The sequence below is a fragment of the Enterococcus caccae ATCC BAA-1240 genome (assembly GCF_000407145.1).
Taxonomy (GTDB): Bacteria; Bacillota; Bacilli; order Lactobacillales; family Enterococcaceae; genus Enterococcus_L; species Enterococcus_L caccae.
In genome coordinates, this window is record NZ_KE136475.1 from 353,212 (window position 1) to 368,217 (window position 15,006).

11 protein-coding genes are annotated in these 15,006 nt (G+C 38.0%); 7 read left to right on the forward strand and 4 right to left on the reverse strand.

Annotated elements, in window-relative coordinates:
* Positions 1-41: 41 nt before the first annotated feature.
* The 4 genes from I580_RS14415 to I580_RS14430 are packed head-to-tail and all read left to right on the forward strand — an operon-like array spanning position 42 to position 5,241.
* Complete coding sequence (locus tag I580_RS14415; RefSeq protein ID WP_010772253.1) at positions 42-1,082, forward strand: ABC transporter ATP-binding protein; 1,041 nt, start codon at positions 42-44, stop codon at positions 1,080-1,082.
* 27 nt (positions 1,083-1,109) lie between these two features.
* On the forward strand, positions 1,110-2,174 hold the full coding sequence (locus I580_RS14420) for an ABC transporter substrate-binding protein (protein ID WP_010772254.1): 1,065 nt from the start codon (positions 1,110-1,112) through the stop codon (positions 2,172-2,174).
* Between the two features lie 21 nt (positions 2,175-2,195).
* Entirely contained in the window at positions 2,196-3,935 is a 1,740-nt protein-coding gene (locus I580_RS14425) for an adenine deaminase (protein WP_010772255.1), read from the forward strand.
* Positions 3,919-5,241: an amidohydrolase gene (locus I580_RS14430; RefSeq protein ID WP_010772256.1), complete on the forward strand. Its 1,323-nt coding sequence runs from the start codon at positions 3,919-3,921 to the stop codon at positions 5,239-5,241. Before I580_RS14425 ends, I580_RS14430 begins: the two co-directional genes overlap by 17 nt.
* A gap of 85 nt (positions 5,242-5,326) precedes the next feature.
* Here the strand turns inward: I580_RS14430 and I580_RS14435 are convergent, their stop codons facing one another.
* Positions 5,327-6,430 carry an NAD(P)/FAD-dependent oxidoreductase gene (locus I580_RS14435; RefSeq protein ID WP_010772257.1) on the reverse strand — a complete coding sequence of 368 codons (1,104 nt, stop codon included), beginning with the start codon at positions 6,428-6,430 and terminating at the stop codon, positions 5,327-5,329.
* A gap of 222 nt (positions 6,431-6,652) precedes the next feature.
* Here I580_RS14435 and I580_RS14440 point away from each other — a divergent pair, with 222 nt between their 5' ends.
* Positions 6,653-8,302 carry a peptide ABC transporter substrate-binding protein gene (locus tag I580_RS14440; protein WP_010772258.1) on the forward strand — a complete coding sequence of 550 codons (1,650 nt, stop codon included), beginning with the start codon at positions 6,653-6,655 and terminating at the stop codon, positions 8,300-8,302.
* A 27-nt stretch (positions 8,303-8,329) separates the two neighbouring features.
* On the forward strand, positions 8,330-9,391 hold the full coding sequence (locus I580_RS14445; RefSeq protein ID WP_010772259.1) for a C45 family autoproteolytic acyltransferase/hydrolase: 1,062 nt from the start codon (positions 8,330-8,332) through the stop codon (positions 9,389-9,391).
* An 87-nt stretch (positions 9,392-9,478) separates the two neighbouring features.
* Here I580_RS14445 and I580_RS14450 read toward each other — a convergent pair whose 3' ends face one another.
* Genes I580_RS14450 through I580_RS14460 form a run of 3 tightly spaced genes read right to left on the reverse strand, consistent with a single transcriptional unit; the run spans position 9,479 to position 13,657 of the window.
* Positions 9,479-11,647, reverse strand: coding sequence for a DUF4129 domain-containing transglutaminase family protein (locus I580_RS14450; RefSeq protein WP_010772260.1), 2,169 nt, complete (start codon positions 11,645-11,647; stop codon positions 9,479-9,481).
* Complete coding sequence (locus I580_RS14455) at positions 11,637-12,713, reverse strand: DUF58 domain-containing protein (RefSeq protein WP_010772261.1); 1,077 nt, start codon at positions 12,711-12,713, stop codon at positions 11,637-11,639. Before I580_RS14455 ends, I580_RS14450 begins: the two co-directional genes overlap by 11 nt.
* Positions 12,714-12,715: 2 nt before the next feature.
* The gene (locus I580_RS14460) at positions 12,716-13,657 is read right to left on the reverse strand and encodes an AAA family ATPase (RefSeq protein ID WP_010772262.1); all 942 of its coding nucleotides are present in this window, start codon (positions 13,655-13,657) and stop codon (positions 12,716-12,718) included.
* A 222-nt stretch (positions 13,658-13,879) separates the two neighbouring features.
* On the opposite strand from I580_RS14460, the gene I580_RS14465 reads away from it, so the two are divergent.
* Positions 13,880-14,935 (forward strand): zinc-binding alcohol dehydrogenase family protein, encoded by a 1,056-nt coding sequence (locus I580_RS14465; RefSeq protein ID WP_010772263.1) that lies wholly within the window; start codon positions 13,880-13,882, stop codon positions 14,933-14,935.
* Positions 14,936-15,006 lie beyond the last annotated feature (71 nt).

A 15,006-nucleotide genomic window follows, 5' to 3' on the forward strand; every position in this document is an offset into this window, starting at 1 on the left:
CAAAGCGTTCGAATTTAAATAGGTAGAAAGAGGAGAAAATTTTGACTTTTGTTGATTTAAAAGAGGTACGTGTCAGCTATGATGGCAAACAAGATATATTAAAAGATTTAAGCATCTCAATGGAGAAAGGGGAATTGGTTTCACTTCTTGGTCCAAGTGGCTGTGGAAAAACAACAACGCTTCGAGTGATCGCAGGATTGATCAAACCAAACGACGGCTCTTTTAAAGTAGATGAAGAAGAGTTGACTAAAGTACCTGTGCATAAACGAAATTTTGGTATGGTATTTCAAAGTTATGCATTATTTCCACATTTGACGATTGCTGAAAATGTTGCGTTTGGACTGAAATTGAGAAAAGAATCAAAAGTTAGCACAAAAGAAAAAGTAGAAAAAATGCTTGAGGTCTGTGGACTAGAAAACCTTGGTGATCGTTATCCAAAGCAACTTTCTGGTGGACAAAGACAGCGTGTAGCCTTAGCACGTGCCTTGATCATTGAGCCTAAATTATTATTGTTAGATGAACCTTTAAGTAATCTAGATGCAAAATTAAGAGTGGCTATGCGAATCGAAATCAAACGAATTCAACAACAACTAGGTATAACAACAGTATTTGTAACCCACGACCAAGAAGAATGTTTCTCTATTTCAGATAAGGTCGCAATTATGAATAACGGCGTGATCGAGCAATATGATTCACCGGAAAGGATTTACCGTTTGCCAAAAACAAAATTCGTAGCACAATTTATCGGTTTTGAAAATTTCTTTACTGTGACGAAAAATGCTGAAGGGCAATATAAAAGTGAAAATGGTCAGCTGTTCACCACGACTAACCCGCAACCAATAGCTAATGAGACGGTTGCAACGATTCGCCCAGAAGACATTGACATTGTGTCAGCAACAACGCAAAATACAATCGAAGGAACGGTTCTGATTAGAACCTTCTTAGGGAAAAGTTATCAGTATGAAGTAATGACACCGCTTGGAAAATTATTAGTCAATGGAACGAGTGAACAGCTCTATGAAACAGGAGACACTATTCATGTGGTTTTTCCAGCAGATAAACTAGTTATTTTAGAAAAATAAACGATAAGATGAAGGGAACTAAATAGAATGAAAAAGAAACTAATGATCGGTGTTTTAGCGACAGCAACTTTACTAATGGCAGCTTGCGGTAATAGTGAGGCGAATACGAAAGCCGAAAATAAAAACGGCGGTAAAGCGTTGGTGGTTTCTACCTTTGGGTTAAGTGAGGATATTGTAAAAAAAGATATTATTGTCCCTTTTGAAAACACAAATGATGCGAAAGTAACATTAGAAGTTGGCAACAGTACAGATCGTTATACAAAATTATTGAATAATCCCAATGCTGGAATCGATGTGATTGAATTAGCGCAAGCCAATGCAACACAAGGTGATAAGGAAGGTCTTTTTGAAAAAATCACAGAAAAAGAAGTACCGAACATTAAAGATTTAACCGTTGGAGCAAAGGAAGTCTATGAAAGCGGAGCAGGTATCCCAATCGCAGTTAACAGTGTAGGGATCGTTTATAATAAAGAAAAAGTTGGTAAAGAAATCACGAGCTGGGAAGATTTATGGTCATCAAACCTAAAAGGAAAAATTTCTGTTCCAGACATTTCTACAACAGCCGGACCGTTGATGTTATACATTGCGAGTGACCATGCAGGTACTGATATTACTACCGATAAAGGCAAAGCAGCTTTTAATGCAATGAAAGAGCTAAAGCCGAATGTGGTTAAGACGTATTCAAAATCATCAGATCTTGCTAACATGTTCCAATCAGGTGAAATCGAAGTTGCGGTCGTGGCAGATTTTGCTGTTGATATCATTCAAGGCGCTTCTAAAGAGGCAACCTACATTGTTCCTGAAAGTGGGACGTATGCAAACTTTAATACAATCAACGTACCAAAAAACTCTAAAAATAAAGAGTTAGCCTATACATTTGTTAATGAACGAATCAGTGAAGCCTCGCAAAAAACAAAAGCCGTTTCATTAAATGAAGGACCAACCAACGATAAGGTGACACTTGATGAAAAACAAGCAGAAAACAAAACCTACGGTAAAGTAGCAGATCGAGCAAAAACAGTTGATTTTTCATTCATCAATGATAATTTATCCAATTGGGTCGACCAGTGGAACCGAACAATGAACCAATAAATAGCGAGAAAGGCGATAAGTATGAACGTAGATATGATCATTCAAGATGTTTGGGTTTTCCAAACAGCAACACAATCTTTTATCAAAAAAAATGTTTCTATTAAAGATGGGAAATTTTATTACATTAGTACCACAGAGATGAGTAACTTAACGCCTGAAACAATCATCAAAGCCGAGAATCAATATATGATTCCCGGCTTGATTGATGCCCATATGCACATTGAAAGTTCAATGACGACACCCACGATTTTTTCAAAAGCGGTATTACGTTATGGTGTAACAACGGTTGTGGCAGATGCTCATGAGATGGCAAATGTCTTTGGCTTAGAAGGGTTAGAGGAATTTATGAAGGCAGAAACAGAGCTGGATATCTTTCACGCGATTCCATCTTCTGTTCCTTCGACAACGCCGGAATTAGAAACAACAGGTGGGATCATCGGACTTGCTGAAGTAGCAGAATTATTGAAACAGCCTAAAATTGTATGTTTAGGTGAGGCGATGAACTTTAAAGGAATTGCCTATGAACCAGAGTCTTTGATTCGACAAATTATCGATTTATGCAAAAAAGAACGACCAACCATGCCTTTAGAAGGCCACTGTCCTAAAATTTACGATGAAGAGCTGGCGGCCTTTTTATTTAGCGGAATCACTTCGGATCATACACACCAATTTCCAGAATCCTTAAAAGAAAAAATTGAGGCAGGTGTTTTCATCCAATTTCAAAATAAATCGATCACACCTGAAAATATGCAGGTTATTGTAGAAAATCAGTTTTATGAATATGCCAGCATTATTACAGATGACGTGATGGCAGATGATTTGCTTCATGGACATTTGAACGAGAATTTGAAAAAGGCTGTAAAAGCAGGTTTGCCGATTGAAAAAGCCATCTACATGACAACTTATACGCCAGCAAGACGGATGGGATTTCATGATCGTGGAGAAATTGCACCTGGTCGTATGGCTGATTTCATTTTATTAAATGATTTGGAAGAGTTCACGTTTGAGGCTGTTTATAAATCTGGCAAAAAAGTTTATGAACAAGGAGCAGAAATTGACTATCCTACTGTGATTGAGTCATTTCCAGCAACGTACCAAAAATCCGTCAACTGTAAACCACTTACAGTGGCTGACTTAGTGATCAAAGTAGCAACGGACAAAGACAGTGTTCGTTGTAATGTGATTCAAAAACAGGAAGTAGGAACATTCACTGAGCGGATCACCAAAGAAATTCCAGTAAAAGAAGGCATTTTACAATGGCAAGAAGCAGATTGTGCTTTATTGATCGTGATGGAAAGATATGGCAAAAACGGTAATATTTCGATATCATTGATGGATAAGCCAATCAGTGAAAAAGGCGCAATCGCAACTACTTGGGCGCATGATCATCATAATGTAATGGTTATGGGCAATACGCTAGAGGATATCGTTCTAGCGCAAAATGAATTACTTGCGATTCAGGGCGGCTATATTGTCGTTTCAAATGGAGAAATCACAGGGAAATGTCCGTTGCCTATCGGTGGAATATTGTCCCAGGCTCCAATTGAAGAACTAGGCGGAGACTTGCAAAAAGTTCGAGCAAGCATGCAAGCGTTAGGGTACAAAAATATGAATGAAATCATGTCTTTTTCTACATTATCTCTTCCAGTCTCGCCTGCAATCAAGGTGACAGATATGGGAATGATGAACACGAAAACACAAGCGTTTTATCCATTGATTTTTCCGGAAGACGGAGTGTTGCTGAATGAAGACACTCATTAAAAATGTTCATGTTCTATCGATGGATGAACAGTTTTCAGAAGTGAAGGATGGCTTTGTATTGATTGAAGGAGAGAGAATTACAAAAATTGGTTCTAGCTCTGAACTTGCCTCACTAGCGATTCGTGGGGATAAAGAGATCGATGGAAAAAATGGCTTGCTGATTCCAGGTCTGATCAATACTCATACACATGCAGGAATGGTCCCATTTCGTTCTTTAGGAGATGATGTGCCAGATCGATTGCGTCGCTTTTTATTTCCTTTAGAACAGCATATGACAAAAGAGTTGGTAAGAGCGAGCAGTGATTATGCAATCGCAGAAATGTTGATGAGCGGTGTAACCATGTTTTGTGATATGTACTATTTTGAAGATGAAGTAGCAAAAAGTTGCAAGGAGATGAGGATCCGCGCACTTGTTGGTGAAACAATCATTGATATGCCGACCTGTGACAGTCCAAAACCATCTGGCGGATATGACTATTGCGAAGCCTTTTTAGAAAAATGGCAGAACAATCCATTAGTAACACCCATCATTGCGCCGCATGCACCCAATACAAATAATTTGGAAATGCTGGAGAAAATCGTGGTACTTAGTGAAAAATATAATGCGCCGATTACGATGCATGTGTCTGAAATGACCTATGAACTTGCCGATATTCAAGAAAAATACAATCAAACACCGATAGAACTTCTACAAACATTAGGGTATTTTGAACGTGAGTTTATTTTGGCTCATTGCATTTTGACAAGTGAAAATGATTTAAACATTATTGCAGAATCCAAAGGAAAAGCCCGTGTTGCGCATTGTATCGGTGCGAATACAAAGTCAGCAAAAGGGGTCGCACCTATCAAACAAATGCTCGAAAAAAATATTGTGGTAGGCTTAGGAACAGATGGGCCCAGTAGTGGGAATACTTTAGATTTATTTAGCCAAATGCGTCTGTTTGCTAATACCCATAAAACCTATAATCACGATCGTGCGCTTTTTCCTGCAAAAGAAATCGTTCGACTAGCAACAATGGGTGGTGCAAAAACATTAGGTTTAGCAGATCAAATAGGTTCGATTGAAATCGGAAAAAAGGCAGATTTAACCTTGATTGAAACGGAATCGGTGAATATGTTCCCCATTTTTGATCCATATTCAGCAATTGTTTACTCAGCTAACGCTAGTAATGTGGATTCAGTTTGGGTCAATGGGCGACAATTAGTCAGTGAGAAGAAAATGGTTGAACAAGAGTTGCAAGAAATTAAAGCAACACTGTATCATGAAATGGAAAACTTTGTCATAGAAGCGAAAAAATTATACTAAGCGAGGCTGGGTCAGAAGCGTTTATTCGGAATTTAGGGTGTGAAATAAAAGTGAAGTTTACTTTTGTTTCACACCCGTTTTGTATTTATTTTGATAAATAAGTCTCGATCGGCTTTTGATAGATTCCCCAATCACATTTACCTGCATTAAAATATTGTGCTAAAAGAAAACCAATATAAGGGCCAGTTGTTAGGCCAGAAGAACCTAAGCCGCTAGCCACAACTGCAGTGGGATTATCTGGTAAACAATTGAAAAAAGGCGCGAAGTCTGATGTGTAAGCACGTGTTCCTACACGGTAAGAAGCTGAGTAGTTTTCAAAAAAAGCTGACTCAGCAAGAAAAGGAGCCGTTTTTTGTTGTAGCAGCGAAAAAGCCTCCTTTGTTGGAGTTAAATCAAATCCCCCATCATTTTCATGTGTTGCGCCGACTAGAATTTGTCCGTCTTCAAACGGAATCAAATCACTTTCTCCATCCAACATTGCGACTGGCCAATCACCGCTGTTTTTAAACGGGGTTTCAAACGCTAATAGCTGCCCTTTTTGTGCTCTAATATCAGTTGTATAACCAAGAGATCCTAATAATGAAGGCAATCCTGGCCCAGCACATAGAGCAACTGCATCAAATTGTTCTGTTTCGTCAGCTGTTTGAACGAGCCATTGCTCGTGAATCCGACTAAGCTTGGCTGTACCAGTCTTTATGGTGATCATTTTGGTTAGTGCGCCTTGTCGTAATGTTTCTAAGTAACCAGCACCGTCTAATTTTCCACCCCCCGTGATAAATAAGGAAGATTGTGTTTTTAATAAAGGCAGTTTTTCTGTAACTTGTTCTGCAGACAATAATTGGATATCTCCAATCTCAGGTGCAGTCTGTTTTCTTGCTTCTGCTAGTTGCATAAGCGAATCAAGCTCACCATCTTTTCGAAGGATCAGAGTGCCTGTTTGCTGATAAACAGCCCTTGGTAGAGAGAAGTCTTGTACTAATTTAGGATAGAATGCTGCACCATCTTTGGCGAGCTGATACCATTTTTTGTTGCGGCGTTTTGAGAGCCAGGGAGAGATAATACCAGCGCTAGCTTTGGTTGCCTGTCCAATAGGATTGTCATATACAGTCACGTTATATTTTGTTAAATCAATGTAGTTGGCTAAGGTCAAACCAATGATCCCGCCACCTATGATTGCTAATTTTTCCATAAGTAACTCCTTATCAAATCAAGTAACTCATTTTTACATAAGTTTGTAGAGGATGCAAGAAATTTTATGATTTTCGACAGGAATAAAGCGGCTCTTTTAAGTTTTGGGAAAATGAAGTTTGATAAAAGGATAATAGGAATTCGATGAGAAAACACTTATTTTTTATGGTATGATAATGAGTGTTATATTTTTAAAAATATCGAGTATGTAGGAGGTTACTAAATGAGAAATACAACGTTAGGGTATTTACTAGTTGCTGCAAGCTGTATTATTTTACTTAGTGGATGCGGTTCTAGTAAAGAAAATACGGGTAAAACAGATCAAAAATCAACAAACAGTGAACAAACATTTTCGGTTGTTGCAAAACAAGAAATCCCATCGATCGATGCATCTGTTACAAACGATGTCGTCGGCTGGGGCGTACTAAAAAATACAGGGGAGGGGCTATTCCGTGCGGATAAAGTAGGAAAACTGATTCCAGCAGGCGCGGCGGAAATGCCAACAGTTAGTGAAGACGGATTAACTTATACATTTAAACTACGCAAAGAGGCTGTTTGGTCGAATGGCGATCCCATTGTTGCAGAGGATTATGTTTACGGCTGGCAACGAACAGTTGAGCCAAAGACTGCTTCAGAAGTTGCGTATTTATTTGAATCGATCAAAAATTATCAAGCAATCATGGATGGTAAGAAACCTGCAAGCGAATTAGGAATTAAAGCATTAGGTGAGGATGAATTAGAAGTGACACTGGAATCACCTGTTCCCTATATGGAATCCTTACTATCCTTACCACCATTTTTTCCACAAAATGAAAAAGTAATCAGCAAAAACGGGGAAAAATATGCTAGTTCAAGTGAGCATATGGTATATAATGGGCCATTTATATTAAGTGATTTTGAAGGAGCAGGAACAGATACTAAATGGGCTTATTTAAAAAATAAGAACTATTGGGATCAAGACAATGTGACAATGGAAAAAATTAATGTTGATGTCGTGAAGGAAGATGCGACGGCCTTGAACTTATTTCAAGATGGTCAAACAGATGATATCGTTGTAACAGGTGAATTGGCACAACAAATGGTAGATGATCCAGCATTTTTCTCACAAGATATGTCAAATGCGACATACGTAGAATATAATCAAACAAAAAAAGAATTTCAAAATGAAAATCTTAGAAAGGCAATATCATATGCTTTAGATCGTCAAACGTTAGTTGAACAAGTCTTAGGGGATGGATCGGTTGCAGCAACAGGCTTAGTACCGAAAAACATGTCCTTTAATCCTGAAACAGAAGTTGACTTTGTAAAAGATTCAGGTAATCATTTAAAATATGATTCTGAAAAAGCGAAAGAATATTGGGCTAAAGCGAAAGCAGAATTGGGAATCGACACGCTTAAAATCAATTTACTATCTTCAGATGCTGATTCTGCAAAAAAAGTGGTAGAATACATGCAAGGTGCAATTCAAGGAACTCTAAAAGGTGTGACAGTTGAGCTCTCTTCTGTACCACTTTCTGTTCGTTTGGAACGTGGTAATAAAGGTGATTTTGATATGATCCTAGTCGGTTGGGGCGCTGAATATGACGATCCAAGCGTATTCTTAGAATTATTTGCATCGGATAATATCAATAATAGCGGTAAATACAATAATAATGAATTTGATAAGTATTTGAAAGCATCTGCTACAACGAATGCGGGTGATCCAAAAGCTCGTTGGAATGACCTGATTGAAGCAGAAAATGTGTTAATGAACACGATGGGTGTTTGCCCAGTCTACCAAAAAGCTGAAGCGCATTTACGTAATCCAAAGATCAAAGGAATATTGCCATCTGGTCCAGAGTACGATTATAAATGGACTTCCATTGAGGAGTAATGAAAAGTAAAAAAAAGGAGGAATTAGATGATTCATCGCTACATTCAAGTAACAGGTTCAGCCTATGAACGTGGGGTCAAAATTGGCGAAGTGCTAAAAATGCAAATTGAGACAAACTTGTCTAGTCAAAAACTATTTTACAAAGATTCAACTGAGATCATTGCCAAATGGCTAGAAAAAGCACGGATGTATCTTGATTATACAGAAAAATTTGCACCCGATGTGGTTGCTGAAATGCGTGGTGTTGCAAAAGGCAGTAATCTGGATTTTGAAGAAATCCTCTATTTATATACAGTGTATGAACGATCATTTTTTGATGAATTGATCAGTGATAAATGTACATCATTTGCTGTTAAGGGAAACGCAACCGTTGATGGTTCCGTGATTTGTGGACAAACCAATGATGAGCGTCTGGATGAATATCGTTCTGAAGTGGATTGTGTTGTTCATCATCTTGATAATGAATCTGATTTTGAATCATTGATTTATAGCCATCCAGGGATTCCCGCATACATGGGGATGAATAATTACGGTTTAGCTGTGATGTGGACATACATTGATAACGGTCAGCGGAAAGAGGGGGTACCCACAGCTGGAATAATAAGGGAACTGCTCAATAAGAAAAGTTTAAAAGAAGCACGTGAATATCTTGAAAACATTCCACATGCGGTACCGAATCAATTTAGTTTATCTCATTCAACTGAAGGGATCGCAAGTTTTGAGTGTTTTCCGAATAAGATTTATGAACATGAGCCTGCTGATGTGATGATTCATGCCAATCATAATAGTATTGCGTTAAAAGAACCTGAAGAGGGAGGTTCTAAAACATCCCATTCTCGTTTTGAAGCAATGGAAGCAATCGTAAATGAAAATGTTGGTAGCATCGATGCGGAGTTAGGTAAACAATTTTTAGCCAATCATCGTAATTTTCCCAAAAGTATTTGCAATCACCCTTCTCCAGAACATCCATTATCCAAATCATTGGCTTCAATGGTCTTTGATTTAGGCAAAGGGGAAATGCATTTAGCGTTTGGAAATGCTTGTGAACAACCGTTTCATACGTATCGTTTCAAACAGTGGTTTGGATAAAAGTAGAGTGCTTGTTTCTCACCGTTTATTCGGATTGAAAGCCCAGAACAAAACTGTTTTTTAGTTTTGTTCTGGGCTTTCTTATTTTTACACCTTACTCCGCTTTAAATCTGTCAGCAAATACGCTGCATGCATTAATAATCCTACATAATCAGCTTCTTTAATTTTTCCAGCGCCGTATAAAGTCTGCTCGTACAACACTGTCAGTTGAATAAAACAACCATGAAATTGTATAAAATCATGTTCAAACCGCTGGGCGTAACGATCTAATGGTTCTTCTGTCTCCCTAGGCAAAACATGCTCTGCTTTGCGTAATAATAAAACATAAGCGTTTGCGAACTGTTTAGGGTGTATTTTGAGATACAGCCAACAACGAAGCCAGAAAAAGTATTTTTTCAAAAAGAAGCTACCCACCGCTAATACAATAATCAATACGCCAAGTCCGATGTTGCGTAAAACATTTAGCCATTGCTTCAGCCCAAAATCTTGGGACTCCTTTTTAGCTGATTGTTTTATAGTGCTAGAAGTAGTTTCTGTTGGATTTAGTGTGTCAGAAGACACACTAAAAGTAGATGAGTTTTTCTCCAGACTAGCTGTGCTAGAAGGACTAACCGCTGGAGGCTCACTGATTTCATTGATAAAACTAGGGGTTGGTTCAAAAGGGATCCAACCATACCCGTCAAAATAAACTTCTGGCCAAGAATGTGCATCACTATTTTTGATCGTATATTCTTGATATTCTGAATTGCTATTGTTAGTGATTACTCCAGGTGAAAAACCTTTTGCCCAACGACTGGAAATACCGATTGAACGAAGTAAGATCGTCATGGCGCTGGAGAAATTATTGCAGTAACCAACTTTCGATTCAAACAGAAAATGATCAACATAATCCTCATCTTGTGGAGTGAATGGTGTATCCGTTTTTGAATACCGAAAACCTCCCTCTTGTTTTAGATAGTGCTCAATTGCTTTGACCTTACCGTAAAGTGTCTCTTCATTTTTAGTAAGGGAAATCGCCAGTTCTGCGACCCGTTTCGGTGTGGTAAGAGGAATATGGGTATTTTTCGTATCTTGAGAAGGTTGATAAGGGATTTGCATCAGCGCCTCTTGTGTAAAGCTAGGTTTTTGCCAGGTAAACTGGAGTGAGTTAGGTTTCTCTAAAAGATTGATCCGTTGTTTATCTTTGATTTGTTCTGCTTGTCCGATCTCAGTGAAAGGGATCGAAATCGTGCCATAAGGATAAGGTAAATAATCATTCGGTGTGTTAAACGTTAACGTGATGGATGTTTCAGCCATTAAAGGTCCTTGATATTCAGGATTGGTTGAAAGAATCATGGGTTGTTCTACAGCAGTCGTAAGCAACTCAGAAGCGTTTTTCCAGCCTTTTCCTGTGTAATAATTTTTAGTTTCCACACGCCAATAATGTTTACTTGTCTGTTTTGCCGTAAAAAGAACGGTTTGATCATCGGATATTGGCCCCCCTAATTGGGCGTCATTCTCGCTAAAACCAGTTTTAGATACACCGTTTGTTCCATAGGCGTCAATTCGTTGATAAATTCCTTGTTGATTTACATAATGACGAATGTCGGCAGTTCGAGTAAATAAAAAATTCTGGGATTGAGGAAAGACGACTGGAAACCAATACGAACATCCAGCGAGCAAGAATAAAGCTGATGCACTTAAGACTAACAACACTTGTTTTTCCTTTTTAGCTAACGAATACGGCGTATGTTTCAATCCGTAAAAAAGAAGAGCGAAACTAGTGATCGAAATAACCTGAATCCCTAAGTTCAAATGATTAAAGACCGCTAATAGAAGCAAGTAGCCAATCAATGACATAGAGCCTAGTAACCAGCGTTCATAACGAATCAAAAGAACACTTAGCAGGAACAGTAAAAATAATACAATTGCTAAAGAAAAGAAATCAGGCAAATAATTGATTTCACCACTGATCATTTTCGGATATGTATCCAGAAGCTTTTGAACGAAAATACCTAGCCAAGAAAAACCAAATGGATGATGAAATGGAAAATAGTAATAAAGTGTGAATAAATAACTTAGAATGTAAAAGGGAAAAAGAATGCGCTGTTTTTTGACAAGTAAAGTCATAAAACAAATCAATGCCAACAGGCCAATAAAAAACATTGTTTTTTCCTGAGCTAGATTATAGACTTTTAAAAAAGGCAGACCAGCTGTTATTAGGATAAAAAAACTAAGCACGGCAAAGAGCCATTTTTCTTTTAACCTATTTTTCAAGAATATGACCTCCTTCTTTGATACGCTTGACATGATCGTGCCATTGTAGAGAAAGAGCTTCGCCCTCAAATGTAATGAAAAAGACTTCATTATTTCTAGTTAGGTCATGTAATTGTTGAACTAACTGATCCGATGTGTGTGGCGCAAAGATTACGACTTTTTTGTTTGTAAAAGCAGGTAGCTCACATATCCCTAATAACGGCGTTGCTGCTGCCATTGTCAATTCTTTAGGAGTAGCATGAGGGACTTCAGCCAAGATTGTTTGGTGAAAAGACAACTTGTTTTTAGTCAGATAAACAAATGAATAGTAAATAGAAAGTAATAGCTCAAATTTTTCGTGGGCCAAACCATAAAATACAAAATGAGTATCAGCTTCTGATTCATGTTCATATTCTTTAACGATCAATTCATTTCTTTTTCCAGATTGCTTCCAATCGACTAAATTGAACGAGTCACCTAGTTGATAGCGACGAAAATTTCGAATTGAAAATGTTTGGTTGCCAAAAGGCGTAGCAAAATCAGCGGATAAGGTCAGTAGTTGTTGGTAAAGCTGTTCTGCTAAACTTAGCTGTAGCGTAGGCATAATCACAAATGGTCCAGTTACCGTCGTCCTAAATTGCTTTGAAAATAGCCGAAACAAGTCGGTACTCACAAACTCAAATGAAAGTTCCTGAAAAATACCTCTTTTAGGAGGTTTCCACTCAAAGTTCAATTCTTTCTTTTGCCCTGAATACAATGCCAGATAGTGCATTCCAACTAAGTTATTTGCGCTGGAAAAAACCATTAAACATGGAATCGGCCAGAGTGTTGAACGAGAACAAAATACTTCTACTTGAACGTTACTAGTTTGCTCCATTCTATAGATTGGACGCTCTATTGAGCGAACTTGAATCTTTTTTAGCGATGGAAGCAGTGTCAAAACATCTAATGCTAAGAGAAATGTTAAGAAGAAAAACAACAGCCAACCTGTTGAATTGTTAAAAATAATCGTATATAGAAAAACGACACTATAAAAAGTAAGGATACCGATTGCACGTATAAGATTGTTGATTCTATATCGTTTCATGGCTATTTCCTAACCGGAACAGGAACCCGACGAACAATCTGTTCAAAAATTTCTTGTAATTGTTCTTGTGAGGCTACTTGTGTGCCTTTTAGTAATAGACGATGTCCGAAAGTGGCGGGCAAAATATACTGTAAATCGTTAGGTGCGACGTAACTTCTGCCTTCGGTCAAAGCAAATGCTTTAGCTGCTCGAATGAACGAAACGGAACCTCGTGGACTGACACCTAGGGCTATTTCGTCATGATTTCGAGTAGCCTGTACTAATTGAAGCGCATATTTAGCAACAATAGGATCGACATAAATATCGTCAACGATTCGTTTTAGCTGACTGATTTCAGAAGCATTCAATAGTTGCTGTACATGATTCAGTTCATTGCCTCTTTGCGTTAAAATCAAGTTTAATTCATCGTTAAATTCTGGATAGCCAATATGAAGCTTAAATAGAAAACGGTCCAGTTGCGCCTCAGGTAAAGGGTACGTCCCTTCATAATCTAATGGGTTTTGGGTTGCCAAAACAAAGAAATGCTCATCGAGCGGATAGGTATGATTATCAATCGTGACATGATTTTCAGACATAGATTCTAACAAAGCAGCCTGAGTTCTTGGAGTCGTGCGATTGATTTCGTCTGCCAATAAAACCGTTGAAAATACAGGTCCGTGATGAAATTCAAATAGTTGAGTTGCTGTATTATAAATAGAAACCCCTAAAATATCGCTAGGTAATAAATCGGGTGTAAATTGAATGCGATTGAATTTACCATGCGTAGCTTTTGCTAAGGTTTTAACCATCATCGTTTTTCCAACACCAGGTATGTCTTCAAGTAGAACATGGCCGCCAGCTAAGAAAGCGGTCACAGTTAATTGTAAGATGTCTCGTTTTCCTAAAATAACCTTTTCCATTTCATTAATCAATAACGTAATTTTTCTGTGTGCAGATTCAATCATATTGTGTAATCTCCTTATTGTAAAAGCCCCATAGACAAGTCTATACAGTGCGATAACATGTGTATTTATTTTATTGTATCGGTAACATTCGTCTAGTGCAAGAGCGTATAAGAGTTTCTTAAGATAGTCTCTAAAAGTTCAAATGAATGAAACAAATCAATGTCAATCCTGAACAATCAGGTTCATACTAATGAATAAAGAGCTAAACGGAGGGGAAAATCAATGGTTGAACTCAAACAAATGAAGGTAGTCGGTTTTTTCGAAGGGTTACCTATTACAAATGAAGTAAGCTTTATAGACAAACACAAACAGATTCCAGTTCCAGAACCCAAAGATATTCTTGTGAAAGTAAGAGCTGTTTCTGTCAATCCCATCGATGCAAAAGTAAGACAAACAGCAAAAAAACAAAAAGAGCTAACTATTTTGGGCTTTGATGGTGTTGGTGAGGTTGTTGCAACGGGGAAGGAGGTAAAAAAATTTTCTGTCGGTGATCGTGTTTATTATGCAGGAACGACTAAAAGAGCAGGAAGTAACCAAGAATATCAGTTAGTTCATGAAGGGATCGCAGCATTCGCTCCCGACACTCTAAACGATGTAGCAGCGGCAGCACTACCGCTCACGTCACTGACAGCCTATGAACTATTGTTTGAAAAATTCGGTTTGATCCCACAAGAAAATGCGAATCAAGGAAAAACGATTTTAGTAATCAACGGAGCAGGTGGGGTAGGATCGATACTAACGCAACTTGCTCATTGGGCTGGACTGACAGTGTATGCTACGGCTAGCCCTAAAAATTTCGACTGGTTAAAGGGTCATGGCGTGGCGCATCCACTTGACTACCATAAAGATCTAAAACAGAGTTTAGCGGAATTAGCAGTTCAAGATGTTGACTACATCGTTGTTTTGTTCGATATTATTCCTTATTTTAGTATCATTGCTGAATTGATCAAACCATTTGGGCATATTGGCACAATCGTTGGAGGAGAAAAAACTTTAGACATTAGTATTTTGAAGAATAAATCTGTGAGTTTTGATTGGGAGTATATGTTTGCTAAAACGGATTATGAGTATCAAATTGAAACACAAGGTGAAATACTGGCGTTAATTGCTAAACTTGCAAATGCTAGTAAGCTCCTCTCGACTGTAGGAAAAGTATATTCAAGCGGAATCAATGCAGCAAATTTGAAAAAAGCAACGGCAGATGTGGAAACAGGGCATATGCGCGGTAAAGTAATAGTCAGCGGACCGTTTAATGGGGAAACAGAAGAGATAGAATAAAGTAAGCTATTGATTGATAGCGTATTAGAACAGATAATTATCGCCATAACATTCGCCATCAAACCTTTAAA